We start from the raw sequence: 25655 nt of genomic DNA, 5'->3' as shown, positions 1-25655 counted from the left end.
CGGAACCTGGGCCTAAGTTTCACCTTAACATGGATAGATCGGGGATTCCCGATGGAACTTTTTGGGCGCCTCAGATCTCGGCATAGACCTCCAGCAAATTGCCGTCGGGATCGCGAAAGAACAGCGTCCGGTGCCCGAACGACTGGTTCGTCGGCGGTGACAGCAGCGCCACGCCCTGCCGCACCAGTTCATCGGCACATTGATCGACCTCGGTCGCGGACACCTTGAAGGCCAGTTGCAGCGAAGCGCTGCCCGCCGGTGTCGGCGCGTCGGCCGCGGTCCGGCTCGGTCTCGCCAGCGCCAGCGTGTTGCCGCCCAGGCCGTACTCGATCCAGTTCGGCGAGAGCTCGCGCAGCAGCGGAAAGGCGAGAACGTCCTCGTAGAACCGGCGCATCGCCGCCATGTCGCGCACGAAGATGACGGTGTAGTCGATCGCGCCAATGGCGTTGAAGGGGGAGCGGGTGCGCGAGTTAGGTTCGTCTGTCATCGTGGCCCTCATTCCAAACTCAGGCTCGTAGCCCGCATGGAGCGGAATGCCGGACCGGCGGCCCCGGATTGCGCTGCGCTCCATCCGGGCTACAAGGTTCAAGAATTATCGCAACAAACCACCGCTATAGCGCAGCTCGTACAGCGGTGCGCCATTCTGCCGCGCGACCATCTCGATGCCGTGGAAACGATCGAGCGAACCTTCGACCTCGTTGCGGTAGGTCATGCCCGCCTGCTCGAACAGGCGCGGTCCCCGATAAGGCTCCTCGACGCTTACGCCCAACAGCGCCTGGCGCAGGAACTTGTAGATCTCGAGCAGCGTGGTCCGATCCGTGATGTCCGCGCGGGCGCCGCCGCTGTAGCTCATCGACCAGACGACACGGTCATCCCGTGACACGGTCTCTTGGCCAACGAAAAACCCCATCCCGAAATAGATATCGCGATAGGCGTAAGGTGGCGCGCGATGCTCGAGCTGCTTGGAGCCGGCAAGCAGCGGCGCGGCCACGGTCGCGTCGTCGTCCAGCCCCGCATAGGTGCGCCGCTTGGCTTCGACCAGGAACGCTGCGAGATCGGGTGGAATGGACGGCATTATCTAGTCCACCAATTCCGGCCACGGCACGATGGTCGATTTCACCGTCTTCATCGCCATCGCATCCCTCACCGCCTGCGCGACGCCTTCCTCCGTAAAGGGATAGATCGTCTGCATCTTCAGCCAGGGATATTTGTCACGCGTGCGGTAGAGCATGTCGACGCCGAGCGGGAGATCATTACCGGTAAAGCCCCAGGATCCCAGCACGTTGAGGTCCTTGGTGCAGATGCGGTGCCAGGAGGTCTCGATCGAGCCGGCATCGGTGAACTGACCCATCTCGACATAGGTGCCGCCATCGCGCAGCATCTCGATGCCTTCGGGGCCGGCGGTCGGATGTCCCGAGCAATCCATCACGAGATCGGCGCCGAAGTGGCCTACGATCTCGCGGACGCACGCGATGCGCTCCTGCGGCGATTTGATCTCCTCGATGTTCACCGTCGTCTCCGCGCCGAACTCGCGCGCGAGCTTGAGCCGCGGCTCTTCCGGCGCGCCGACGCAGATCACGCGCCCCGCCCCCATCTCCTTGGCGGCCGCGACCGCGAGAATGCCGATCGGACCCGAGCCCTGGATCACCACCGTGTCGCCCCAGGAAAAACCACCGGCGCGACTGGCGCGGTTGAAGGCGCGGATGCAGGAGGTCAGCGGCTCCGAGAGCGCGCCCAGCCGCAGCGACATGTCGTCGGGCAGCTTGTAGATCTTGGTGCCCGGCAGCATGTCGAGATCGACATAGACATATTCGGCCCAGCCCCCCCACATATGCGGCGCCTTATCGAAGCCGAGATAGCGGCCGTAATAGACCGGCGTCAGGCATTTGTTGGCGGTCTGCGGATAGTGGATGCAGTAATAGCAATGGCCGCAGGGCATCAGCGGCGGGATCATCACTTTTGATCCGACCTTCAACGGCTTGCTCATGAAGTCCTCGGTGAATTCGTCGCCGCATTCGACGATGATTCCGCCGAGCTCGTGGCCGAGCGTGAACGGCCAGGGCAGCGGCTTCGGCCAATGCCCTTTGAGAATGTGCAGATCGGTGCCGCAGACGCCGCAGGCGCCGACCTTGATCAGCGCAGCCTTTTTGCCGACCTTCGGCCATGGCACGGTCTTGATGACGGGCTCCGAGCCCGGTCCTGCGTGAGTGCAGACACGGATCTGGTCCATGGGTGTGTCCTCGCGGCCCGTCTGTTATGATTGATGGTGCGGGCGTGAGGCAAAGCGTATGTGAGATGCGCGCTCGTGCCAAGCGTGTGTCTCGTAGCCCGCATGCAGCAGCGCGAAATGCGGGACCGGCGGCCCCGGATTACGCTTCGCTTCATCCAGGCTACAAGGACGTCGTCGATGCTACGTGACTATCAGCCAGCGGATGCGGAAGCGATCGTGCGCGTTGCGCTGGCCGCGTTCGCGCAATTCGAGCAGGATTATTCCGACTGGCCGTTGTTTACGACCCATGTCGCTAAGATGCCGGAGCTTGCCGAAACCGGCGAGATCATCGTCGCCGAGGATGGCGGACAGATCGTTGGCGCCGTCGCCTATGTCGGTCCGCAAGCCCCGAAGCCTGCCTTCTTCGATCCGGCCTGGCCGGTCATCCGCATGCTGGTGGTTGATCCGGCCGCGCGCAGCAAGGGCATCGGCCGGCAATTGACCGAAGAATGCCTGCGCCGCGCCGAGCGCGACCGGTCGCCGGTCATTGCCCTGCACACGACGCCGATCATGACGGTCGCGCTGCCGATGTATCAGCGGATGGGATTTGCCAGGGTTCGCGAGGCGCCGGATATTTTGGGCGTGCCCTATGCGGTTTACGTCAAAACGCTGGGGTAGGATGGCGTCGGCGTTGATTCTTTGACAGTCGTTGCGAATGACAAACTGGACGAGCCGAACCTGCGCGGCAAATGGCATCGACATCCATTATTTACGGACCGGGGACGACAAGCCTGCGCTGATTGCGCTGCATGGTCTGACCGGAAGCGGCGCCTGCTGGACACCGTTGGCGCGAGCTCTCGAGGACGGCTACGACGTCATCATGCCCTCTGCGAGAGGACATGGCGCGTCGAGCGCACCGTCCGGCGGGTATCTGTACTGCGATCTCGCAGCCGACGTCATCGGCCTCATTGACGCGCTCGGGCTGACTGCCCCGATCCTGCTCGGCCATTCCATGGGCGGCATGACCGCCGCCCTGGTTGCGAGCGAGATGGGTACAGCCATTCGCAGCGTTATCCTCGCCGATCCGACTTTCTTGGCACCGGAGCGCCAGCGCGAGGTTTACCGGAGCGACGTCGCCGAGCAGCATCGCCGACTTCTCGCTCGGGACAAGGACGAGGCGCTGGCCGAGGCCCGGCGGCGGCATCCGCACCGCTCATCCGAGCTGCTTGACCTGATCGTTGATGCGCGGCTGCGGACCGAGATCAGCGCCTTCGAGGTTCTCACGCCGCCGAACCCGGATTATCGCGGGCTTGTCAAAGCCATTGCCGTCCCGAGCCTGCTTGTCATCGGAGACAATGGCGTTGTCTCGGTCGAGACGGCGCGGGAGCTGCAGGGGCTCAATCCACACCTCCGCCATGAGGTGATCGCGAATGCTGGCCATGGGTTGCCATATGACAAGCCGGATGAGTTTGCTGCGGTGGTCAGGTCGTTTCTGGCGACGGAGATCGCGTGACGCGCTGCTTCGTAGCCCGCATGGAGCTTTGCGGAATGCGGGGCCGGCGGTCCCGGGTTGCGGGCTACGGACACACACCCAAGTGTCTTGAGCGGCCGGCGGCGAACGTGTATGGCCCCAAGGGTCCCACCCAGGTGATCGCTTGAACCCCCTTCCCCAAAATCCTGTTGTCGCGTCCGGATCGTTCGCGGCGATGAAGTCGGTGCCGTACCGGCTCCAGTTCATCGCCTACGTGCTGGCGATGATGGCGGACAATATCGAGCATGTGATCAGCTATTGGGTGGTGTTCCAGAAATTCCATTCGCCGACGCTGGGGGGCTTTGCCGTGCTGTCGCACTGGCTGCCGTTCCTGCTGTTCTCGGTCGCGGTCGGCGGGCTCGCCGACCGGTTCGATCCGCGGCGCATCATCCAATGCGGCATGCTGCTGTTCATCGTGGCCTCGGCCGGATGGGGCTTCTTCTTCATCACCGACACCATCCAGATGTGGCACGCGATGCTGCTGCTGGTGATCCATGGCTGCGCCGGCGTGCTGTGGCAGACGCCGAACCAGCTGCTGCTCTACGACCTTGTCGGTCCCGCGGATCTTCCGAGCGCGGTGCGCCTGAATGCGATGGCACGCTATCTCGGCATCCTGGTCGGCCCCGCCGTCGGCGGCGTCATCATGCTCACGCTGGGCACCTCGCACGGCATCATCGTCAACACACTGTTCTACCTGCCGATGCTGCTCTGGCTGTTCTGGGCGCCGGTGCGCGACAAGAGCGTCGCGGTGCGGCGCTTCGCCATGCGCGGCCTTGCCGACATCGTGCTGACGATGCGCGCCATCGGCACGCAGCCGGTGCTGACCGCAATGACGTGGCTCGCCGGCCTCACCTCCTTCATGATCGGCAACGCCTATCACGCCCAGATGCCGGGATTTGCCGGCGATCTCGGCCATGGCGATCCCGGCGTCTCCTACAGCGTGCTGCTCGCGGCCGACGCGGCAGGTGCACTGCTCGCCGGCATCGCGCTGGAATCCTGGGGACGGTTGAAGGGCACGCCGCGCACCGCGATCATGCTCGCGATGCTGTGGAGCGTGGCGCTGCTCGGCTTCGCCGCGGTGCGGATCTATCCGGTCGCCATCGTGCTGCTGTTCTTTGCCGGCTTCTTCGAGCTGTCCTTCAACACCATGGCGCAGGCGCTGGTGCAGTTGAACGCGCCGCACGACATCCGCGGCCGCGTCGTCGGGCTCTACAACATGGCCGGCCTCGGGATGCGGGCCTTCAGCGGCATCACCGTCGGCCTGTTCGGCGCGGCGATCGGCATTCACTGGTCGCTCGGGCTCTCGGCCGCGGTGCTGCTGGCGCTGCTGTGCCTTCTCTACGGACGCGCGACGAGGAAGACAGCCGGTTGACTCTCGTCCCTCTCCACCGCACCTTCGAGAGAGGGCTTGGGGAGATGAGACGTTGCGCAATCGCTGGGGCATTCTTGCGATCCTGTTCGTCGTGCGCCTCACCATCGCGTTCCAGTTCCAGAGCGTGGCCGCAGTCGCGCCGTTGCTGCAACAGACTTTCGGCGTCGGGCTCGCCGATATCGGCATCCTGATCGGGCTCTATTTCACCCCCGGCATCGTGCTGGCGCTGCCGGGCGGCGCGATCGGCCGGACTCTTGGCGACAAGCCGACGACGATCGCAGCGCTGCTGCTGATGACCGCGGGCAGCCTCGTCATGGCCACCACCGACGTCTGGGGCTGGCAGATGGCGGGCCGGCTCGTCTCCGGCGCCGGCGGCGTGCTGCTGACGGTGCAGCTCACCAAGATGGGCACCGACTGGTTCGCCGGGAAGGAGATCGCCACCGCGATGGCGATCTTCGTCAACTCCTGGCCGGCCGGCGTCGCGATCTCGCTGCTGGTGCTGCCGGCGATCGGCACGGCCTATGGCGCAAGCGCGGTGTTCCTGACGGCGGGCGCCCTCACGGCAATCGGTATTGTGCTGATCACGCTCTATCAGTCGCCGCCGGGAGCCACAGTCAGCGCGGCCGGCCCAGGCCGGCTCGATCCCCTCGCGCTGCTGGCGGTGATCGTCGCGGGCCTGATCTGGGGACTCTTTAATGTCGGCTTCGCCATGATCTTCTCGTTCGGCCCCTCCCTGCTCGCCGAGCGCGGCTGGAGCATTGCGGCGGCGGGCTCCGCGATCAGCCTCGTGATGTGGCTGTCGGTGATCTCGGTGCCAGCAGGCGGCTATCTCGCCGACCGCTTCAAGCGTCCGCTCACGCTCGCGACCGCAGCCAGCCTCATCGTGGCCGGGCTGCTGGCCTGGTTGCCGCGATCGGATGCGGTGATCACGGTCCTCGTCCTGATCGGCCTGATCGGCGGCCATCCGGCCGGCCCGATCAAGAGCCTGGCCGCCCGCGTGCTCGCGCCGGAAACAAGGGCGATCGGCATGGGCGTGTTCTACACTCTCTTCTATGCCGCGATGATGCTGGGGCCGGCGGTGGCCGGCCGGCTGGCCAAATCGGCCGGGACGGCCGCGGTGGCGCTCGACCTCGGCGCGCTGACGGTGCTGGCCTGCCCGCCGTTGATGTGGCTTTTCGAGCGCATTGTGTCTGTCCGTAATCGACGCGCCCAATCCTAACGCGGCGTTAACCCTGTGCACCTTAGGGTCGTCCCGGACTCCGCCAGGCGGGGGGTCGGGTTGTGAAAATGGCGTTGGCGAACAAAAAATTTCTTCCGGCCGCCGAGGAACGACGGCGTTTCCAGCGGGTGAAGGTTCACCTGCTCGGCCGCTACATGCTGCCGGACCGCCGGGAATTCCCCTGCCAGGTGATCAACATGTCGCCGGGCGGACTGGCGCTTCTGGCCCCCGGCATCGGCAATGTCGGCGACCGCGTGGTCGCCTATCTCGACCATATTGGGCGGGTCGAGGGCAAGATCACCCGCATCATCGACAACGGTTTCGCCATGACGGTCGGGGCGACGCCCCGCAAGCGCGACAAGCTGGCGGCCCAGCTCACCTGGCTTGCCAACCGCGACATCCTCAATCTGCCGGAGGATCGCCGCCACGACCGTATCGTGCCGCGCAACCCGATCGCGGTGCTGACGCTCGAGGACGGCACCAAGATGACCTGCCGCATCATCGACCTCTCGCTGTCCGGTGCCGCCATTGCCGCGGAGAACCGCCCGCCGGTGAAATCGATCGTGCTGCTCGGCCGGGTCCAGGGCCGCGTGGTCCGAAACCTCGAGGACGGCTTCGCGCTGGAGTTCATGCACGAGCAGCCGATAGAGACTCTCGAAGAGAGCGTTACCGCGCGGTAAAGCGCAAGGACGCTAAAACGCCTGTATTTCCAGCCCTGAAGGCGGCTTCCGCGATGCGGACGCCGCCTTTTTCGTGTCCGGCGACCGCCTCGCGCGGGTTAACGCGAGGGCCGCGTGCGCGCGCAAACAACAGTTCCGCCAGCGTTTCCGCGTTAATAGATAAAATTTGAATCAATTGAAGTCATTTCAAATCTTAGTCGAATTCGATTCAAGTATAGATCGAATTCATCGCGCCTTTTACTTGCATTCGTCTCGACTTGACTTGGCCGACTTAGCGGCAACTCAAAAGCTCCATGCGAAATGTGGTCCCAACAAGAAACGGGGGCCGCAATGTTGGACTTCAGGGGACAGGGGAAAGGGCTGGCACTGGCTGCCATGCTCTTCGGGATCAGCGCGGCAGCGCAGGCCGGCGAAGGCCGTCTGCTCTACGCGAGCCTCGGCGACACCACGCGTGCGCCGATCGGCTGGGTCGAGTTCTGTGCGGATAATGCCGCTCAGTGCCAAGGCGCGCCGACGCAACCGCGCGACATCGTGATGTCGCAGGCCGCATGGCGCGACCTCGTCAAGGTCAATCGCTGGGTCAACGAGACCGTCAAGCCTTTGACCGACCAGGAGCACTGGGGCGTGATCGAGAAGTGGTCGCTGCCGACCGACGGTTACGGCGATTGTGAAGACTACGTGCTGCTGAAGCGCAAGATGCTGATCGATGCCGGATGGCCGCGCGAGGCCCTGCTCATCACCGTCGTGCGGGACAAGAAGGGCGAAGGACACGCGGTGCTGACGGTGAAGACCGACAAGGGCGAGTTCGTTCTCGACAATCAGAACGAGAACGTCGTTGCCTGGACGGAGACCGGCTACCGCTTCGTCAAGCGCCAGTCACAGAGCGATCCCAACGTCTGGGTCTCGCTCGGCGACACCAAGCCGGCGGTCTCCACCGCCAGCGCCAAGAACTAGCAGTCAGGAAAACGAGTTACGCGGCCCGGTCACATCCCCACCCCTCCCCGTCCCAGACCGGTTCGCGCGCGGCCAGCCATCCCCCAATGGCTGGCCGCAACTTTTTTGGGGCGAGCAATCAGCCTTGCGACGACCAGGGCACGCGCGCGGCGGTGAAATCGCGCCACGTGCTTTGCAAAGCGGGCTGCACGCCGATCGATGCACGGGCCTGCCAGCCGGCGATCGCCGCGGCCGCGACGGCGCTGTCGCGTTCAGTACCGAGCCCATCGAGCAGCGATGCCGTGACCGCCATATCGTTGAAGGCGCCAAGCTCCTCCTGCAAGGCTGCGAGCCTACGCGAGAAACGTCGCGCCGACTTGCGATCCTCGTACAGCGGCAGCAGGAACTCGCTGAGATAGCGCAGCCGCTTGGTCGCGAGCCGCACCCGGTGCAGCTCCTCGGCGGGAAGCGACTTGAAGCGGCGGCCGCGCTTGAGCACCTTGGCGTATTGCTCCGACAAGATGCGCTGCGCGAAGTCGACGGCGGGTTCGGCGAGCTGGCCGAGATCTTCGGCGGCAACGTCGTTGCGCCAGCCCCGCGTCTCGATCCAGTTTCCGAGGCCGATCAGGAACACGGCGCAGCGGCGATCATCGAGCGCATCATGCGCCTTGCGATAGGCGTCCGACTGGCGCTCGGCCGCAGCCCGGCCCAGCGCATCGAAGCCGTCGACCGACGGACAGGCCTGTGCGATCGTCGGCAAGGTCTCGAGCTGGAACACGTCCCAATCACGGGCGGCGGACAGGTCTTGCGCCAGCCATTTGACCTCCGACCGCAGCGCGTCGAGATTGCTGAGCGCGCCGACCGATCGCATCAGGTCGAGTGCCGATCGCAGCCGGCGCAGCGAGACGCGGAGTTGATGCACGCCTTCCGGGTTGCGCCCGTCCTCGGCCGCCGGCAGCGACTGAAGCAGATGGAGGAAGCAGGAGCGCAGGATCGTCGCGAAGGCCTCGTCGAGCGTGACCGACGCATCGAGGCGAAGTTTTCGCGGGCGACGTGCCGGGGGTGGCTCATCGGCGGCAAGATCAAAGCCGCGCGCCGACTTGGTACGGATGGACGGCTTCACCGCACCCTGCTCCGCGAGCCGCAGCGCGACCTCGTAGATCGTGCTGGCGCTTCCGCTCTTCAGCTCAAGCTCGATCTCGCTCACCTGTAGCGTGCGATCGCCAGCCGTCAGCTCGCCTTGATCGAAGGCGATTTCGACCGTGCCGGACGGCAAGTCGATCATCCTCGCATGACGACGGATGTTAGCTGTGAAGACGGCTTCGAGCGGCTGCGTCACGAGGTAGCTACGAAGCTTCTCCGGAATGAAGGGCATCGCCAGAGCGAGATCGGGCGCAAGCGACGACACGCTCGCCTCCCACTCGCCACGGCGCAACGGATCGTCCGCGGCGTCCGTCTTCACCGTCTGCACGAAGCGTGCGCCGCTCTGGCGGACGCGCAGGCTCAGGCCATTGCGCCGAAGCAGGCGCTCGGCCGTGTCGTAATAGACCGACTTGAGATGCTTGCGCGTGCCCTTGTTGCGCGCGTTGGCCGTGATGACCGGCGCGGCGTTGAAATGCGCCATGCGATCGGCATCGACGAGAAGCTTGAGCTCGATCTCACCGGCGGGACGCGCAGCAGTGCCGGACTGGGCAGGCTCCGGTGCAGGCGTCGTGTCTTGCGATGGCGTCTGATCAATCACAGCGCCTTCGACGATCGCATGTTCCGCGCCGGGCTCGGCTGCGTCACGTTGCCTGAGGAAGCCGGCGACGACGTCCGTTCTCTTGTTGCTGTCCTTGGGGACAGGATTCCCATCCGGCGCGCTCATGGTTTTGCGAGCCGGCGTAGCGTCTGATTTCAACATTTCCGGTGACATGACGGTTTGATGACAGAGCGCAGCATATAGCTCGTCAGGCCCACAAGGAATAGTAACGTTACGTCGCAACGCATCATCGTCCACATGCGACACGCTCGACGCTAAAGATCGGGCGGAACTGTCATAATTCGTCTGGCGTGACGAATTAAATTGCCGCCGCGTACAGTAAGTGATCGAATTGATAGCGAATCTCGGCGTTCTCGAAACCGAGATGAACGCGTCAGCGAGCTTGACTCATGCTAGCAGAAAAATTCTTTCTGGTTTTGGAGACGCTCAGAAGTCACGCCTCCGATGGTGACAGGCCCGAGATTGTGACAAGCCCCGCGCGGCCTCCTGCGCTCCCGGAGATCGCAAAAGGCTCTCGACCAGGAAAGCCGGTTCCTGACGAGCGCGGCTAGAAGCGATTGAATTTCGCGGGCTCACACCTGCCCAGCGCGCATCAATGCGCGAGCCTGTTCTTGTAGATCCTGCCGTCCTTCATGATCACCACAAAATTCTTCGCGGGATCTTCGACCAGCTTGATGTCGTCGAGCGGATTGCCGTCGACCAGCAGGAGATCGGCGAGCGCGCCCTCCTCGACCACGCCGAGCTTGCCGGGATAGGGATTGCGCAGGCCCGACAGGCTCAAGAGTTCAGCGTTGGTCGACGTCGCCATCGTCAGCGCTTCGGCCGGCGTGTACCAGCGCGTCAGTGCGGCCAGCATCGAGCCCTGCTTGTCCGCCAATGCCTTCGAGAACAGGACGTCAGTGCCGAACGCGGTCTTGATCTTGTACTTCTTCGCCAGCGCATAGACGCGGTCAGTGCCGGCAACGACCTGCCGCATCTTGTCCTGCTCCGACGGTCCCAGCGCCGCGGCGCCGGAGATATCAAGGAATGGTTGCGTGCTCAGCCAGACGCCCTTCTCCGCGATCAGCTTCGCGCTCGCCTCATCCATGAGATGTCCGTGCTCGATGCATCTCACGCCGGCCGCGATCGAGCGCTGGATCGCGACCGACGTATAGGCGTGCGTGGCGACATAGGTGCCCCAATTGTCCGCGGCCTCGACAGCGGCGCGCAGCTCGGGCTCGGTGAAGGTGGAGACATCGAGCGGACTGAAGGGCGATGCGACGCCGCCGCCCGCCGTGAGCTTGACCTGCGACGCGCCTTGCATCAGTTGCTCGCGCGCGCGCACGCGCACCTCGTCGGGGCTGTCGGCAACCATGCTGCCGCCGATCAGCTCCATGCGGCTGAGCATTCCGCCGATCGTGCGCGGCAGATCGGAGAGCTGCCGGAAGTCGCCATGACCGCTGGTGACGGTGATGATGGCACCGGACGGATAGATGCGGGGTCCGGCGACGAGATCCTCGTCGATGGCCTGCTTGAGGCCGAAGCTCGGTCCGCCCATGTCGCGTATGGTGGTAAAGCCGCGCATCAGCGTCGCCGTCGCCTCACTGGCGGCGAGCAAATTGTTGTAGCCGATATCGCCTGCGAGGGCTGCCATCGGCGTCGGACGCACCAGCATCGCGTGCCAGTGTGCGTCGATCAGTCCCGGCATCAGCACGCGGCCGCCGCCGTCGATCACCTGACCGGTGGCCGCGATATCGGCGGTCGAAATCTTCTCGATCTTCCTGTTCCTGATCAGGACGTTGGACGCGGCCGAGAGCGTGGCATTCTTTCCGTCGAAGATCCGAACGTTGCGGAACAGGACGGCGGAGTCCTGCTGGGCTTGTAAGGGCAACGGGCTGCCGAGGCTTCCAATCGACACAAGCAATGCGGCGGCTCTGAAGAGTCCGGCCGGCGTGGTCCAACCCCACATGTCCAATCTCCACGCAGATCCGGGCGAACGCCAGCCAGCTGACGCCGCGCGATGCAGCTATGGATTGATGCCTGCAAACCGCATCGAGTCAATTTGCAACCACAGGGAGGTTTTGCAAATCAGCCATACGGACGCGAAGAGAAGCGTCCCCATCAAGTTGGATAGGCGAATGGGTAAGTGCACCTGTCGCACTCGCGTCGAACTCAAATTAAAACGCACTATCGATTTCGACCCGCCAGCAACGGTAGATTGCAACTTTCTCGCTCGGGAGTACGATCCTGCGCGGTCTACGCGACTTGAGCCGCTGGGCAGGAGGGCTTGCGGTCGTCTGTAGAATTCAAATGACGAGGCGTAACATGGTGGCGCAAACGAGTGACGGACGCATCCTGCTGGCCAAGAAGCTCGGCGGGCTCATCGCAATCATCTTGGGATGCCTGCTGACGGCCGTCGGCGTGACGTTCGAATACAGCGGCATGACTTTCGTCGGCGTGTTGTTGCTCGTCCTCGGAGCCGTCCTGCTGGTGCTCAAGATCATGAGGCGAAATCAGGAACGTCCGTTCTGACAGACGGCAGGCGGTCACACGCCCAGCACGTCGGCGAGCCGCAACTCGTCGGCGGCGGGATCCTTCAAGAACAGCTCGGCCTCGATCTCGTCCAGATGTGACAGCATCTGCACGCGCGCAGCCTGCTTGTCGCGCTTGCGGATCGCGGCGACGATGCCGGCGTGATGATCGGTGCCACAGGCCGGCGTGTCGTGGCGGCGGTAGAGCAGGATGATGAGCGAGGAGCGCGCGATCAGCTCCTTCAGGAAGCCGAGATAGATGCTGTGGCCGCTCATCTCGGCGACGAGACGATGAAACTCGCCGGAGAGCCGGACCGAGGCGCGCGCGTCACCGCGCAGCTCCGCCTCGCGCTCCTCGGCGAGATGCTGCTGGAGGCGATCGATCCAGGCCGGTGACACCGCATCAATCGCGTGATCGACGATGGTCGGCTCGATCAGGCGGCGCGCCTCGAACACTTCACGGGCATCGCCCGGCGTCGGCCGCGCGACGAAGGCACCGCGGTTCTTCTCGATGTTGACGATGCCCTCATGCGCAAGCTGCTGGAGCGCTGTGCGGACCAGCGTGCGGCTCGCGCCGTAGATCTCGCCGATCTCGTCCTCGCCGAGCTTCGTGCCCGGCAGCAGGCGATGCTCGAGGATCGCGGCAGTCACCCCCTCCCTGATACGGCTGACGCGATCGTTCGCATCTGGCGCGTCGGATTTCGGGTGAGTCTTGGCGGCCATGGGTCTGAGGGCTCGATCGGCGACGTTCGGCCTTGAATGTTAGTCGACGACCTGTATCCAATCACAGGCGAAAGTTTATACAATCCGCGCCCGTTTTGTGTGCAGCGAGGCAGACGGACGCTGGGACGGCCGAAGGCGGCGGATTCGATCTAACGACCTGACTCTGCTGCACAGTTCTGGAATTCAGCCGGCCAAGGGCGGTTGGCACGGACCTTGCGGAGAGACGGGAGCATCGCCCCTCCCTTGGACACGCCATGGCCACTCCCGCCGCTCTCGAACTGGTCGCCGTCACCAAGCGCTACGACACGACACTGGCGGTCGACACCGTCAATTTGAAGATCCCGGCCGGGACCTATTGCTGCCTGCTCGGCCCCTCCGGCTGCGGCAAGACCTCGACCTTGCGCATGATCGCGGGCCACGAGGCGGTCAGCAAAGGCGACATCATTCTCGGTGCGCAGAACGTGACCGACCTCGAGCCCGCCAAGCGCGGCACGGCGATGATGTTCCAGTCCTACGCGCTGTTTCCGCATCTGACCGTGCTCGACAATGTGGCGTTTGCGCTCAAAATGCGCGGCGTCGACCGCGCGACCAGGCACAAGCGCGCCGGCGAATTGCTGGAGCTGGTGGCGATGACACCCTATGCGGGCCGGCTCCCGGCCCAACTCTCCGGCGGCCAGCAGCAGCGCGTGGCGCTGGCTCGCGCACTGATCACCGAGCCGCAGATCCTGCTGCTCGACGAGCCGCTCTCCGCGCTCGATCCGTTCCTGCGGGTAAGAATGCGCGGCGAGTTGAAGCGCCTTCAGCGCGAGCTCGGCATCAGCTTCATCCAGGTCACCCACGGCCAGGAAGAAGCGATGGCGCTCGCCGACCACATCGTGGTGATGAACCAGGGCCGGATCGAGCAGCAGGGCACCGCGCGCGACATCTTCCACCGCCCCCGCACCGAATTCGTGGCGCGCTTCATCGGCGGCCACAACGTCCTCAGCGATGCCGGAAACCTCATCGCCGTGCGCGCCGATCAGCTCGGCATCGCGCCGTTCGCCGAGGGCGCGTTCGGCGCGCCTGCGCTGCTGACCCAGACCGAGTACCAGGGCTCCTACATCGCCGTCTCGCTCACGCTCGACGACGGCACTGCCCTGTTCTCCCACCTCCCCGAGGCCGCCTTCGACGTCCACCCGTTCCGTCCGGGCGATCGCGTGCTGGCCACCTGGGATCCTGCCAAGGCGCAACGCCTGCAATAGCGCCGATCGATCACTGGAATGCGCAACAGAGGAGTGACTGATATGACCGAGACCACCAGGACGAAGGGCGTCAGCCGCCGCACGCTGCTCAAGGGCACCGCAGGTCTGGCGGGCCTCGCCGCCGGCTCCGGCGCCATCACCGGCTTCCCCTATGTGAAATCGGCCGATGCGAAGGTGCTGCGCTATCTCGGCACCGCCGTGAACGAGGGCGACGACATCTCCAAGCAGTGCCTCAAGGACACCGGCATCAAGATCGAATACATCACCGCGACCACCGACGACGTCACCAAGCGCGTGATGACCCAGCCCAACTCCTTCGACGTGCTGGACACCGAATATTTCTCGCTGAAGAAGATCGTGCCGTCGGGCAACATCCTTGCCCTCGATGCCAGGAAGATCAAGGAATTCGACAACATCACGCCGGTCTTCACCAAGGGCGAGACGCCCGGCGGCAAGAAGATCGGCGGCCAGGGCACGGCGCCCTGGAAGGTGCTCTATCTCGAAGGCAAGGACTCCAAGAAGTTCGCGACGTCGGCGACCGAGTTCGTCACGCTGATCCCGACCGTCTACAACGCCGACACGCTCGGCATCCGTCCCGACCTGATCAAGCGCCCGATCAGCTCGTGGTCCGAGCTGCTCAATCCCGAATTCAAGGGCAAGGCCTCGATCCTCAACATCCCCTCGATCGGCATCATGGATGCCGCGATGGTCGTGGAAGCCACCGGCAAGTACAAATATGCCGACAAGGGCAACATGACCAAGGAAGAGATCGATCTCACCATGAAGGTGATGACCGAAGCCAAGAAGGCGGGACAATTCCGCGCCTTCTGGAAGGACTTCAACGAGAGCGTCAACCTGATGGCCTCCGGCGAGACCGTGATCCAGTCGATGTGGTCGCCGGCCGTGACGAAGGTGCGCTCGATGGGCATCCCCTGCACCTTCCAGCCGCTCAAGGAAGGCTATCGCTCCTGGGCCTCGGGCTTCTGCGTCTCCAAGGGCGTGTCGGGTGCAAAGCTCGAATGGGCCTATGAGTTCGTGAACTGGTTCCTGTCCGGCTATGCCGGTGCCTATCTCAACCGCCAGGGCTATTACTCCGCCGTGCTCTCGACCGCGAAGGCGCACATGGAGCCGTACGAGTGGGCGTACTGGATGGAAGGCAAGCCGGCCGAGAAGGACATCAAGGCGCCCGACGGCTCGCTGCTCGAGAAGGCCGGCGCGGTACGCGACGGCGGCTCCTACGAGGACCGCATGGGCGGCGTCGCCTGCTGGAACGCCGTGATGGACGAGAACGACTACATGGTCCGCAAGTGGAACGAGTTCATCGCGGCCTAACGTGATGGACACGTCAGAGGACATCCTGCAACAGGCGTCCCCGGGCTTGATCCCGGGGTCGGGCACGGCGCGCACTGCAAAGGCAACGCGCCTGTCGCCCTCCTTCATCTCCTGGCTCCAGGCCGGGCCGATGATGCTGGTGTTTCTCGCCTTCTTCCTGATCCCTCTGGTCTTCGTCGTCATCGTCTCGTTCTGGGACTACAACGAATACCAGCTGCTGCCGGCCTTCTCCGGCCGCGGCTACACCGACACGTTCGAGGGCTGCATCGCGCAGCTTCCCGATCTCTGCACGATCGCCAAGACCTATCTGAAGACGCTGAAGCTGTGCTTCCTGGTCTGGGTCATCACGCTCTTCATCGGCTTCTGGGTCGCCTACTTCCTCGCCTTCCACGTCAAGTCCAAGACCTGGCAGATGGGACTGTCGCTGCTCTGCACGATCCCGTTCTGGACCTCCAACGTGATCCGCATGATCGCCTGGATCCCGCTGCTCGGACGCAACGGCCTGGTGAACTCCGGACTGGTCAAGAGCGGATTGATCAACCATCCGCTGGAATGGCTGCTGTTCTCCGAATTCTCCGTGGTGCTGGCGCTGGTCCACCTCTTCACCTTCTTCATGGTGGTGCCGATCTTCAATTCGATGATCCGCATCGACAAGTCGCTGATCGAGGCCGCCTATGACGCCGGCGCCACCGGCTTCCAGACGCTGGTCAACGTCATCATCCCGCTCTCCAAGCCCGGCATCGTGATCGGCTCGATCTTCGTCATCACCATCGTGATGGGCGATTTCATCACCATCGGCGTGATGGGCGGCCAGCAGATCGCCGCCGCCGGCAAGATCATCGAGACGCGGGTGAACGCGCTGCAGTTCCCGGCTGCGGCCGCGAACGCCGTGATCCTGCTCATCATCACCTTCCTGATCATCACCATGATGTCGCGCATCGTCGACATCAAGAAGGAGCTCTAGAGCATGAAGGAGGGACGCCCGCGCTCGTTCTACGTGCTCGCGATCTTCTTCGCTGCCTATGTGCTGTTTCTCTACGGCCCGATGATCGCGATCTACGTCCTCTCGTTCCAGGGGCCGCAGGGCGGCCTCACCTTCCCGATGAACGGCGTGTCGACCTTCTGGATCGCAAAACTGTTCCAGGGCACCGGCATCGTCGATCTCGGCGCGGCCTTCCGCCGCTCGCTGCTGCTTGGCCTGATCGTGATGGTCGTGACCGTCGTGCTGTCGGTCGCCGCCGGCATGGCCTTCCGCCGCAAGTTCAAGGCCCAGAGCATCCTATTTTACTCGGCGATCGCAAGCCTGATCGTGCCCTCGATCATCACCTCGCTCGGCATCTCGCTTGAATTCCGCATCATCGACGATTTGATCAAGGCGCATTGGAACGAGAACTTCGAGACCTCGATGGGCCTGCTGACCTCGGGCTTAGGTGCGCACCTGACCTGGACGCTGCCGTTCGGCCTGCTCATCATGTTCGCGATCTTCAACCGCTTCGATCCGAGGCTCGAGGAAGCCGCGCGCGATCTCGGCGCGACGCCGTGGCAGGCCTTCCGTCATGTCGTGCTGCCGATCATCCTGCCCTCCGTGATCGGCATCGGCCTGTTCGGCTTCACGCTGTCCTGGGACGAGCTCGCCCGCTCCAGCCAGGCGATCGGGGCGGTGAACACGCTGCCGCTCGATCTCCAAGGCCTCACCACCACCGTGACGAACCCCGACATCTATGCACTCGGCACCGTGATCTCGGCGGTGTCGTTCACCGTGATCGCCCTTGCACTCGGCACCATCCACATGCTCAACAAACGGCAGGCGGCCAAGGGCTCGGATGCCGGCCAAGGGCTTGTCTGACAAGGGGCTTGTCTGAACTGATGCGACTGCACGTCGTCAATCCCAACACCACCGCGTCGATGACGGCGAAGATCGCCGCTGCAGCACGCAGCGTCGCCCTGCCCGACACATTAATCGACGCGCGCCAGCCCGCGATGGGCCCGGTCTCGATCGAGGGCTTTTACGACGAAGCCTTCGCCGTGCCCGGTATGCTCGGCTGCATCCGCGACGCCGACCGCGACGGCGCCGACGCCCACATCATCGCCTGCTTCGACGACACCGGCCTCGACGCCGCGCGTGCCGCCGCGAAAGCGCCGGTGATCGGCATCGGGGAAGCCGGCTTCCACATGGCGAGCCTGATCGCGGCGCGCTTTGCCGTGGTGACGACGCTCGGTGTCTCGATCGTGCCGATCGAGCATAATTTGCGGAAATACGGTCTCGCCGAGCGCTGCGCGCGCGTCCGCGCCGCCGAGGTCCCGGTGCTCGCGCTCGAGGAGCGCAATACTGATGCTCTCGGCAAGATCTCCGCGGAGATCACCGCCGCGGTCCGCGACGATCGGGCAGAAGCCATCGTGCTCGGCTGCGCCGGCATGGCTGACCTCGCCGCCGAGCTCGCCGCCACACATGGCCTGCCCGTGGTCGACGGCGTCGCCGCGGCGGTCACGCTGGCAGAATCACTGGTGCGGCTAGGACTGAAGACCTCCCGACTCGGGCCCTATGCGGCGCCGCGCTCGAAGACCTATTCCGGACCGTTTTCGCCGTTCCAGCCTTGATCCCGGCTCTTTTCGAGGACCTTCAGGGGTCCCAAGACCAGCTGATTGCTGGTTTTTTGCCGTTAGCCTCTTTTTGGTCCCATTTGTTGCCGAATGGTAACACTTTCGGGACGTCCCGGCGACCTCTGGTTGCCGCACTTCGCCACTCACCAAGTTTCAATTTGGGTTTTGTCAGCGATGATCGATCTCGCCCAGGACAGGCCGTCCAACCCCCTCCTTCGCCTTGGCGCCCAGCCGATTGCGCTGACCGCCGCAGCCCTCCTGCTCCTCATCGCCGGCGTGACCTCGATCGCGATCTGGCGCGCTTCTACCGGTGCAACTCCTGAGACCGACCGCGCGGTGGCGTCGCGGCAGCTCCAGGCCCGCACGGCCCAGGCATCCGAGCAACTCGTCGAGAAGACCAAGGGTCTCGAGGCGACCCAGCAGGAATCGATCGACCAGCTCCAGGTCGTGCAGGACCAGCTCCAGACCATGAAGCGCCTGATGGCGGCGCAGCAGGCCGACACCAAGCGCCTGTCCGAACAGGTCACGACGCTGAACGAGTCCATCGACGGCCTTCGGCAGTCCTTTGCCAGCGTCCGGGCCACGGAAGCGGAGACACCCTCGGTTACCCGCAGGAAACCGTCGCGCCGTGTCCACGCCAGCGCCCGCAAGCGTTCGCGCGGCTAGCCGGGTCAGGGCCTGCGACTTAAATTTTTCCACATGTGAACTGGATCACATTCCCCCGTATGATTCCGCGCCATGCTGTCGGTTACCGGATGGCGTGAGCCGATTTCAATGTCCGGGGCTGGCAAGGTCGTTGACGGTATACTGCGTCAACGGCCTTGTTCTTTAATGGGTCCAGCCTTTTGGTAGATCTGGCTTTGTAGTCTGGGTGAGGCTCGTGGCCACTATTCGCAGACATCCACGCGGCGGACACGCCAGCCCGACGGCGTCATGACGCGCTTCCGCGCGACATAGCAGCCACCATAACCACCATCGTCGTAGCCGGTACCATAGTAATAGGGATCGCCGTAACCATAGCCGTAGCCGTAATAGCCGCCATAGTAGCCGGCGCCGGCGAGACCGGCCCCGATCGCCACTCCGGGCCAGAAGCCGCCGCCACGCCAGTGGCCGCCATGGCCCCAGCCGCCACCATGGCCCCAGCCGCCGCCGTGACCCCAGCCGCCGCCACCATGACCGAAACCGCCCCGCGCCTCAGCCGCCTGCGGCGCCGACAAGCCGACTGCCGCGACGGCCAGCGCCGCCATCATCATCTTGCGTAACATCACTCGATCCTCCGCGTGGAGACGCTCCACGCTCAAAGCGGGACCAAGCTAACGTCACCCGCGCTTTCCTGACAGCCTTACTGCCTCACTTCCGCGCGAGCATCAGCAGCCGCGATCGAAGCATGTGAATCCGAAGGAAGCTGACGCGCGGCACGCGCGGACCGCTATGCGGCGGCCGCCATCTTCTCGGCGGCCCACGGCTATTCTCAGCCGATCCGCTTCAGGCCTTTCTTGAAGCGCGGGCCGTTGGCCACGTAGAACCTCGCCGCACTCCCCATCTTCTGCACCTGGGCGTCGTCGAGCGTGCGGATCACGCGCGCGGGCGAGCCGATGATCAGGGAGCGTTCGGGAAATTCCTTGCCCTCGGTGATGACGGAGCCCGCGCCGACGATGCTGTTGCGGCCGATCTTCGCGCCGTTCATCACGATCGAGCCCATTCCGACGAGCGCGCCCTCCTCGATCGTGCAGCCGTGCAGGATGACGTTGTGGCCGACGGTGCAGTTCTTGCCGATGACCATGGGGAAGCCGAGGTCGGTGTGGCAGGTCGAGCCATCCTGCACATTGGCGCCCTCGCCGATCTCGATCCACTCATTGTCGCCGCGCAGCACGGCGCCGAACCAGACGCTCGCACCCGGCTTCAGGCGTACGCGGCCGATCACGGTCGCGGTCTCGGCGATGAAGTAATTCCCGTCGGCGGGAAGATCGGGTGCCTGTCCGTCGAGCTCGTAGATCGCCATGGGGTTCTCCTGTCGCGTCAACCCCAGCCATAGCGAAACGGCGACGCTGAGGCAAAGGGCCGCCGCGCCACGCAGGGGACGCCGAGCGTCCTTGGGGAACGCAGAGCGTCCCGGGCAACGGAAGCGTCAGACCAGAACGCCGGCGGCGCGCAGCGTCATCAGGAAGAAGGTGCCGCTCATCATGCTCCAGAAGCCGGCGATGACGGTCGCCATCATCACGAATTCGACGCGGCGGCTTTCCACCCGCATGCCGCGCAACGTGTTGCGCATGATGATGAAGGGCGCCGCGAACACCAGGAACGGAACCGCGGCAAACGTCTTCGGCGCCACGCCGTCCTGCAACAGGCCGAAACCGGCGGGCCGCTGGGCAAACGCCTGGTAACCGTTCACGAGCGCGCCCGCGAGCGCGAAACCGATGCAGATCGAGAACAGAGAATTGAAGGCTTCAGGTGTCATCGGAACGGTCCGCCCTTACGCAACGCCGGAGCCTTCCTGTGACAAAGAGTGCCGGTTAACGCTACATTATCCTTAAGGGAAGGTTAACGTCGGCGGCCGATCCACGCAGGGCCCTCCCCCGTCCCGGCGGCCGGGAACGCTCCGCGAATTCGCCGCCGCATGGCATATTCGCCGCTGATTCGTCGGCCACCGGCCGACTTCCCGGTTCGACTTGCGCAAGCTCATGACGATGTTTTCGGCAGCTCCCCTCAGGTCCTCCAGGACGCACCCTCGGGCGCATGTCGTCCCGATCGTGCTCGGCGGCATTGCGGCGCTGGGCGCGGTGGCGCTCGTCGCCTATTTGCTGTGGCCGACCTGGGGCTCGGGCGGCGCGAACGCTCCGGACCGGCTGCCGGTGAGTGTCGGCGGCACGCTGTTCAACGTTCCCACGACCGCGATCAGGATGAAGATCCAGCGGCACTCCGGGCCGCAGGAACGCATCGATCTCGACTTCCTCTACCCTTCGCTTGAGCCGCCGGGCGCGCCGAAACATGTCACCGCCGACACCGTGGAAGAGGCGATGCAACCGATCGACCGTGTCTTCCTGTCGATATCGGCGCATCACGATGCGCTGGCGCCGGAGCAGCGAACAGCCACGATCTATCCGCGCTATCTCGACCAGGCCGCGACCAGTGGTGCGGCAGACGGCCTGACGATGCGGATGTTCCGCGCCGACACACCCTATGGCAGCGAGGACTTCTATTCCGCGACAAGCCCCGCGCTGACCGCACGCTGCACGCGCGATGCCGCCACGCCCGGCATGTGCCTCTCCGAACGCCGTGTCGGCGGCGCCGATCTCACCTTCCGTTTTCCGCGGAGCTGGCTGTCGCAATGGCGCGATGTCGCGGAAGCGCTGGACCGGCTGTCAGCGCAATTGCGCGGACCGAAGGGCTGACCCCCGATCGCTTTGCGCCGCATTGACCGGCTGATAGGCTCGTCGCCAACAACATCAAGCGCGGTGATCGACGTGACCGATGCAGCAGCAAACCTGCCTCCGGGCGCCCAATTGTTGGGGCGCGAATGGCTCGGCTTCGACGAGAGCGGTCATGCACTGATCCGCTTTCAGGCGCAGCTCGCATTCACCAACAGGCACGGCACGATCCAGGGCGGCTTCCTGGCGGCGATGCTGGACTCCGCCACCGGGATTGGCGCGCTGGCAGCGCTGTCTCCCGACTTGACAGTGGTCACCAGAAGTCTGGATACGCGCTTCCTGAAGCCTGCAGCGGTCGGAGCTATCACGGCACGCGCGCGCGTTGTCGAACGGACGGATCGCGATATGGTCGTGCAGGCCGAGCTCGTCGATGCGAACGGCATCACTGTCGCTGATGCCACGGCGCGGCTGCGCATTCTCGCGAAGAAATAGAACTACGGAACCGCGGAGTTAACGTTCGTCATTGCGAGCAGAGCGAAGCAATCCAGAATCCCTCCGCGGAAGGATTCTGGATTGCCTCGCTCTGCTCGCAATGATGGAGAGAGAAACTATTCCTGATCGACGAGATCGTCCTCGAGGATCGCCATCTGGAATTGGAACGAGCGATCATCATCCTCGTCATCGACGAAGAGCACGCCGATGAACTCCTCGCCGATATAAACCTCGGCGGAATCATCCTTCTTCGGCCGCGGCACGACGCGGATCTTGGGATTGCCGAATACGCGCTTCAGATACGCGTCGAGCTTCCTTACTTCCTTGACGTCCACGGCAAGTCTCCAATCGAAATCTGGGTTGGCGGGGTTTTAGGACGAGACGCGACGAACCGCCAGCATGAATTGCCAAAGAATTTGGGGACGAGCAGGGCCGGAGAATCCGGCCCTTTTCTCTCGCTCAAAGTCCCATCGCGTTGATCATCTGATCCATGGTGCGCGACGGCTCGGCGCAGCCGGCCTCACCAACGATCTTGGCGGGCACGCCGGCAACCGTGACGTTGTGCGGCACCGGCTTGACCACGACCGAGCCGGCGGCAATGCGCGCGCAATGACCGATCTCGATGTTGCCGAGGATCTTCGCGCCGGCGCCGATCAGGACGCCGTGACGGATCTTCGGATGGCGGTCCTCGTTCTCCTTGCCGGTGCCGCCGAGCGTGACGCCATGCAGGATCGAGACGTCATCCTCAATCACCGCGGTCTCACCGCAGACGAAGCCGGTGGCGTGGTCGAGGAAGATGCCGCGGCCGATGCGCGCGGCGGGATTGATGTCGGTCTGGAACACCGCAGACGCGCGGCTCTGGAGATAATACGCAAAGTCCTTGCGGCCCTTCAGATAGAGCCAGTGCGCGAGCCGATGGGTCTGAATGGCGTGAAAGCCCTTGAAGTAGAGCAAGGGGTCGATGAAGCGCGACGTCGCGGGATCGCGGTCGTAGACGGCGACGAGATCGGCGCGGAAGGCGTTGCCGAGATCGGGAGCCTCGCGCAGCGCCTCGTCATAGGTCTGGCGAACGAGATCACCCGACAGCGCGGAATGATCGAGCCGGTCGGCGAGACGATGGATCACCGAATCTTCCAGGCGGCTGTGATGCAGCACCGTCGAGTAGATGAAGGTCGCAAGCTCCGGCTCGCGATGGACGATGTCCTCCGCCTCGCCGCGGATCCGATCCCAGATCGGATCGAGCGTTGCGAGCTTTCCTCCCGGACTGACCTGATGCACTGCCATAGGATCTGCTCTTTCGAATTGGCTCATTTTGCTGGCTCTATACCACAGTCTAGCCGACGAAGTCCCGACGGGCTTGCCTGAGAGTGAACAGTGAGTTGCTCCGCGAAAGCACGCCAACGCCTTGAAACACAACAGTTTCTTCTGACGCCCCCAGGCGGCGAGGTCGGCTCAAAATGGTCAGGGTTTTGCCAAATTCAAGCCGGGCAGCGTCAAACTATTGGTGAATTCCGCCTCGACGGCTATTGCGGGCATGGTCGGGGAACACGACGGAGCGGATTTGAGCATCACCACCGACCAATTGCGCGCGGGCGCCGCGGGCTCGCTTTGGCTGCGGCTGGCAGCGGTGGGACTGCCCCTCCTCTTGATCGCGCCGGCGTTCTGGAACGGCTATCCGCTGTTGCAGTGGGATACCGGTGGCTATCTGGCGCGCTGGTACGAAGGCTATCTGGTCCCGAGCCGCTCCACCGTGTTCGGCCTCTATCTGCACTACGGCGAGAGTTTCGGCTTCTGGATCAATCTCGCGGTCCAGTCGCTGGCGACGCTGTGGCTGTTGCAACTGACGCTACGCGTACTCGGGTTGATGCAGACGTCTCGCTTCGTCGCGATCAGCCTCTGCCTGATCCTGTCGACCGCGTTGCCCTGGCTCGCGAGCATGCTGCTCACGGACATCTTTGCAGGGCTCTCGATCCTGTCCGTGTTCTTGCTGGTCGTCGGCGCGAGCCGGACATCGGGCCTCGAAAAGATCTCGCTGTTCGTCTTCACCGCCTTTGCCGCCGCAACCCACAGCGCCACACTGGGCGTGCTGTTCGGGCTCTGCGCCGCCGGCTGGATCGTGCGGCCGTTCCTCGGCGCGCGCCTGCCGCTCGCCGGATTGGCGCAGGCAAGCCTCACCATCGTCGCGGGCGGCCTGATGCTGGTGTCGGCAAACCATGCGCTGTCGGGCAAATGGACCTGGACGCCCGGCGGCTATGGCGTCGCTTTCGGACGCATGATGCAGGACGGGATCGTCGCGCGCTTCCTGAGCGATCATTGCCCGCGCGAGCACTACAAGCTCTGTCCCTATCGCAACCAATTGCCGGCGACCGCCGACGAGTTCCTGTGGGGCAAGAGCATGTTCAACACGCTCGGCCGCTTCGAAGGCATGAACGACGAGATGGGCTATATCGTCGTGCATTCGCTCGCCGACTATCCGGCGTGGCAGGCCGGCGCGGCGTTGCGGGCGATGGGCCAGCAATTGCTGCATGTGGCCACCGGCGAAGGCACCAGTGTCTGGATCGGGCACACCTACGGCATCATCGAGCGCTACATCCCGGCGCAAGTCGCGCCGATGCGCGCGGCGCGGCAACAGAATCACGGCCTCGATTTCGATCACGTCAACTGGTTGCACGTTCCCGTCGCGCTGGCCTCGATGCTGGCGCTGGTCGGGCTGCTCGCGCACGCGCTCGCAAGCCGCAGGCTCGACGATCTGACGCTGCTGGCGGCAACCGTCGCGCTGGCGCTGCTCGGCAACGCCTTCATCTGCGGCGTGATCTCGGGCCCGCACGACCGCTACGGCGCACGGATGGTGTGGGTCGCGACCTTCGTCGTGCTGATGGCGCTGGCGCGTCGTTTCGGTGACGACCAGCCCGACGACGAGACCTCAGCCGCGGCGTGACAGGAAATCGAGCACGCCGGTCTTGTAGACCTTGTCGCCGACCGCGCGCATGTGGTCGCGGTTGGGGATGTCGAGCACTTCCGATCCCGGGATGATGGCGCCGAGCGCGCTGGCGGATCCTGCGACGTCGTCGGCGCTGCCGACCGCGATCAGCACGGGCACGTCGATGCGCGCGGCCTCTTCCTTCGTCATGAGGTCGCGGGTGCCGCGCAGGCAGGCGGCGAGCGCACGACGGTCGGAACGGGTCTGATCGGCGAAGGCGCGAAACGTGCGGCCGACGGGATCGGTGACGTCGTCGAGCGAGGGCGCCTCCAGCGCCTTCGCGACGTTCTCGCCGGGCCCGGTGCCCTCGATCAGGCCGCCGATGCCGATGCCGCCGAGGATCGCCGAGCGCAGGCGCTGCGACTCGTTGAGGGAGAGCCAAGCCGTCATCCGTCCGCCCATCGAATAGCCCATCATGTCGGCCTGCGGAATCGCGAGATGATCCATCAGCGCGAGCACGTCGCCGGCCATGGTCGGGATCGAGTACTGCGTGGGCTCGTAGAGCTTTGCGCTTTCGCCATGACCGCGATTGTCGAGCGCGATGACACGGCGGCCGTTCTTGCGCAGTTCCGAGACCCAGGTCGGATAGACCCAGTTCACGTTCTTGCTCGAGGCAAAGCCGTGCACCAGGATGATCGGATCGCCCTCGCCTTCGTCGAGATAGGCAATTTCAACGGCGCCGTTGTGAAAGCTCGGCATCAG

General features: G+C 64.3%; 28 protein-coding genes. 16 read left to right on the top strand and 12 right to left on the bottom strand.

What is annotated here, in order from left to right; all coding sequences use genetic code 11:
- Window positions 1–70 precede the first annotated feature (70 nt).
- The 3 genes from ABIB99_RS06190 to ABIB99_RS06180 all read right to left on the bottom strand — a co-directional run bounded on the left by ABIB99_RS06190 (window position 71) and on the right by ABIB99_RS06180 (window position 2230).
- A complete protein-coding gene (locus ABIB99_RS06190; RefSeq protein ID WP_354175098.1) occupies window positions 71–487 on the bottom strand; it encodes a VOC family protein in 417 nt (138 codons plus the stop codon).
- A 105-nt stretch (window positions 488–592) separates the two neighbouring features.
- A complete protein-coding gene (locus ABIB99_RS06185; protein WP_354175096.1) occupies window positions 593–1075 on the bottom strand; it encodes a DUF5680 domain-containing protein in 483 nt (160 codons plus the stop codon).
- A 3-nt stretch (window positions 1076–1078) separates the two neighbouring features.
- Complete coding sequence (locus tag ABIB99_RS06180) at window positions 1079–2230, bottom strand: zinc-binding dehydrogenase (protein WP_354175095.1); 1152 nt, start codon at window positions 2228–2230, stop codon at window positions 1079–1081.
- Window positions 2231–2407: 177 nt separating this feature from the next.
- On the opposite strand from ABIB99_RS06180, the gene ABIB99_RS06175 reads away from it, so the two are divergent.
- From ABIB99_RS06175 to ABIB99_RS06150, 6 genes are all read left to right on the top strand, one after another.
- Window positions 2408–2887, top strand: coding sequence for a GNAT family N-acetyltransferase (locus ABIB99_RS06175; protein ID WP_354175094.1), 480 nt, complete (start codon window positions 2408–2410; stop codon window positions 2885–2887).
- Between the two features lie 37 nt (window positions 2888–2924).
- Window positions 2925–3722 (top strand): alpha/beta fold hydrolase, encoded by a 798-nt coding sequence (locus ABIB99_RS06170; RefSeq protein ID WP_354175092.1) that lies wholly within the window; start codon window positions 2925–2927, stop codon window positions 3720–3722.
- A gap of 142 nt (window positions 3723–3864) precedes the next feature.
- Entirely contained in the window at window positions 3865–5112 is a 1248-nt protein-coding gene (locus ABIB99_RS06165; RefSeq protein ID WP_354175091.1) for an MFS transporter, read from the top strand.
- Between the two features lie 52 nt (window positions 5113–5164).
- Complete coding sequence (locus ABIB99_RS06160) at window positions 5165–6331, top strand: MFS transporter (RefSeq protein WP_354175090.1); 1167 nt, start codon at window positions 5165–5167, stop codon at window positions 6329–6331.
- 68 nt (window positions 6332–6399) lie between these two features.
- Window positions 6400–7011 carry a PilZ domain-containing protein gene (locus ABIB99_RS06155; RefSeq protein ID WP_063982484.1) on the top strand — a complete coding sequence of 204 codons (612 nt, stop codon included), beginning with the start codon at window positions 6400–6402 and terminating at the stop codon, window positions 7009–7011.
- Between the two features lie 330 nt (window positions 7012–7341).
- Complete coding sequence (locus tag ABIB99_RS06150) at window positions 7342–7965, top strand: transglutaminase-like cysteine peptidase (protein ID WP_028154093.1); 624 nt, start codon at window positions 7342–7344, stop codon at window positions 7963–7965.
- 118 nt (window positions 7966–8083) lie between these two features.
- On the opposite strand, the gene ABIB99_RS06145 is transcribed toward ABIB99_RS06150, so the two are convergent.
- Window positions 8084–9847, bottom strand: coding sequence for a CYTH and CHAD domain-containing protein (locus ABIB99_RS06145; RefSeq protein WP_354175089.1), 1764 nt, complete (start codon window positions 9845–9847; stop codon window positions 8084–8086).
- 451 nt (window positions 9848–10298) lie between these two features.
- Window positions 10299–11654 carry a metal-dependent hydrolase family protein gene (locus ABIB99_RS06140; protein ID WP_354175088.1) on the bottom strand — a complete coding sequence of 452 codons (1356 nt, stop codon included), beginning with the start codon at window positions 11652–11654 and terminating at the stop codon, window positions 10299–10301.
- Window positions 11655–11995: 341 nt separating this feature from the next.
- Between ABIB99_RS06140 and ABIB99_RS06135 the strand changes: the two genes are divergently transcribed.
- The gene (locus ABIB99_RS06135) at window positions 11996–12217 is read left to right on the top strand and encodes a hypothetical protein (RefSeq protein WP_094183828.1); all 222 of its coding nucleotides are present in this window, start codon (window positions 11996–11998) and stop codon (window positions 12215–12217) included.
- Between the two features lie 14 nt (window positions 12218–12231).
- Here the strand turns inward: ABIB99_RS06135 and ABIB99_RS06130 are convergent, their stop codons facing one another.
- Entirely contained in the window at window positions 12232–12939 is a 708-nt protein-coding gene (locus tag ABIB99_RS06130) for a GntR family transcriptional regulator (RefSeq protein ID WP_085398689.1), read from the bottom strand.
- 254 nt (window positions 12940–13193) lie between these two features.
- Between ABIB99_RS06130 and ABIB99_RS06125 the strand changes: the two genes are divergently transcribed.
- From ABIB99_RS06125 to ABIB99_RS06100, 6 genes are all read left to right on the top strand, one after another.
- Window positions 13194–14180 (top strand): ABC transporter ATP-binding protein, encoded by a 987-nt coding sequence (locus tag ABIB99_RS06125; protein WP_354175087.1) that lies wholly within the window; start codon window positions 13194–13196, stop codon window positions 14178–14180.
- Between the two features lie 42 nt (window positions 14181–14222).
- A complete protein-coding gene (locus tag ABIB99_RS06120; protein WP_071912606.1) occupies window positions 14223–15512 on the top strand; it encodes an ABC transporter substrate-binding protein in 1290 nt (429 codons plus the stop codon).
- Between the two features lie 4 nt (window positions 15513–15516).
- Window positions 15517–16476 carry an ABC transporter permease gene (locus ABIB99_RS06115; protein WP_354175283.1) on the top strand — a complete coding sequence of 320 codons (960 nt, stop codon included), beginning with the start codon at window positions 15517–15519 and terminating at the stop codon, window positions 16474–16476.
- A gap of 3 nt (window positions 16477–16479) precedes the next feature.
- Window positions 16480–17358: an ABC transporter permease gene (locus tag ABIB99_RS06110; protein ID WP_063982477.1), complete on the top strand. Its 879-nt coding sequence runs from the start codon at window positions 16480–16482 to the stop codon at window positions 17356–17358.
- Between the two features lie 20 nt (window positions 17359–17378).
- Window positions 17379–18110: an aspartate/glutamate racemase family protein gene (locus tag ABIB99_RS06105; RefSeq protein WP_283018894.1), complete on the top strand. Its 732-nt coding sequence runs from the start codon at window positions 17379–17381 to the stop codon at window positions 18108–18110.
- A gap of 177 nt (window positions 18111–18287) precedes the next feature.
- On the top strand, window positions 18288–18779 hold the full coding sequence (locus ABIB99_RS06100; protein WP_354175086.1) for a hypothetical protein: 492 nt from the start codon (window positions 18288–18290) through the stop codon (window positions 18777–18779).
- A 221-nt stretch (window positions 18780–19000) separates the two neighbouring features.
- Here the strand turns inward: ABIB99_RS06100 and ABIB99_RS06095 are convergent, their stop codons facing one another.
- The 3 genes from ABIB99_RS06095 to ABIB99_RS06085 form a co-directional block, all read right to left on the bottom strand.
- Window positions 19001–19378: a hypothetical protein gene (locus ABIB99_RS06095; protein WP_354175085.1), complete on the bottom strand. Its 378-nt coding sequence runs from the start codon at window positions 19376–19378 to the stop codon at window positions 19001–19003.
- Window positions 19379–19584: 206 nt separating this feature from the next.
- Window positions 19585–20115, bottom strand: coding sequence for a gamma carbonic anhydrase family protein (locus ABIB99_RS06090; protein WP_085398694.1), 531 nt, complete (start codon window positions 20113–20115; stop codon window positions 19585–19587).
- Between the two features lie 126 nt (window positions 20116–20241).
- Window positions 20242–20571: a DUF6949 family protein gene (locus ABIB99_RS06085; protein WP_014494286.1), complete on the bottom strand. Its 330-nt coding sequence runs from the start codon at window positions 20569–20571 to the stop codon at window positions 20242–20244.
- Window positions 20572–20794: 223 nt separating this feature from the next.
- Between ABIB99_RS06085 and ABIB99_RS06080 the strand changes: the two genes are divergently transcribed.
- Window positions 20795–21505 (top strand): hypothetical protein, encoded by a 711-nt coding sequence (locus ABIB99_RS06080; protein ID WP_354175084.1) that lies wholly within the window; start codon window positions 20795–20797, stop codon window positions 21503–21505.
- 63 nt (window positions 21506–21568) lie between these two features.
- Window positions 21569–21973 (top strand): PaaI family thioesterase, encoded by a 405-nt coding sequence (locus ABIB99_RS06075; protein ID WP_354175083.1) that lies wholly within the window; start codon window positions 21569–21571, stop codon window positions 21971–21973.
- A 116-nt stretch (window positions 21974–22089) separates the two neighbouring features.
- On the opposite strand, the gene ABIB99_RS06070 is transcribed toward ABIB99_RS06075, so the two are convergent.
- Window positions 22090–22308, bottom strand: coding sequence for a DUF3126 family protein (locus ABIB99_RS06070; RefSeq protein WP_007602550.1), 219 nt, complete (start codon window positions 22306–22308; stop codon window positions 22090–22092).
- Between the two features lie 124 nt (window positions 22309–22432).
- Window positions 22433–23257, bottom strand: coding sequence for a serine O-acetyltransferase (gene cysE, locus ABIB99_RS06065; RefSeq protein WP_014494283.1), 825 nt, complete (start codon window positions 23255–23257; stop codon window positions 22433–22435).
- Window positions 23258–23534: 277 nt separating this feature from the next.
- Here cysE and ABIB99_RS06060 point away from each other — a divergent pair, with 277 nt between their 5' ends.
- A complete protein-coding gene (locus ABIB99_RS06060; protein ID WP_354175082.1) occupies window positions 23535–24911 on the top strand; it encodes a hypothetical protein in 1377 nt (458 codons plus the stop codon).
- On the opposite strand, the gene ABIB99_RS06055 is transcribed toward ABIB99_RS06060, so the two are convergent.
- Complete coding sequence (locus ABIB99_RS06055; RefSeq protein WP_085401623.1) at window positions 24897–25652, bottom strand: alpha/beta fold hydrolase; 756 nt, start codon at window positions 25650–25652, stop codon at window positions 24897–24899. The genes ABIB99_RS06060 and ABIB99_RS06055 overlap by 15 nt on opposite strands.
- Between the last annotated feature and the right edge of the window lie 3 nt (window positions 25653–25655).

This window comes from Bradyrhizobium sp. LA6.1, from assembly GCF_040547805.1.
Taxonomy (GTDB): domain Bacteria; phylum Pseudomonadota; class Alphaproteobacteria; order Rhizobiales; family Xanthobacteraceae; genus Bradyrhizobium; species Bradyrhizobium barranii.
Note: the sequence above shows the minus strand (reverse complement) of the source record. Positions and strands in the feature narration are given on the sequence as shown.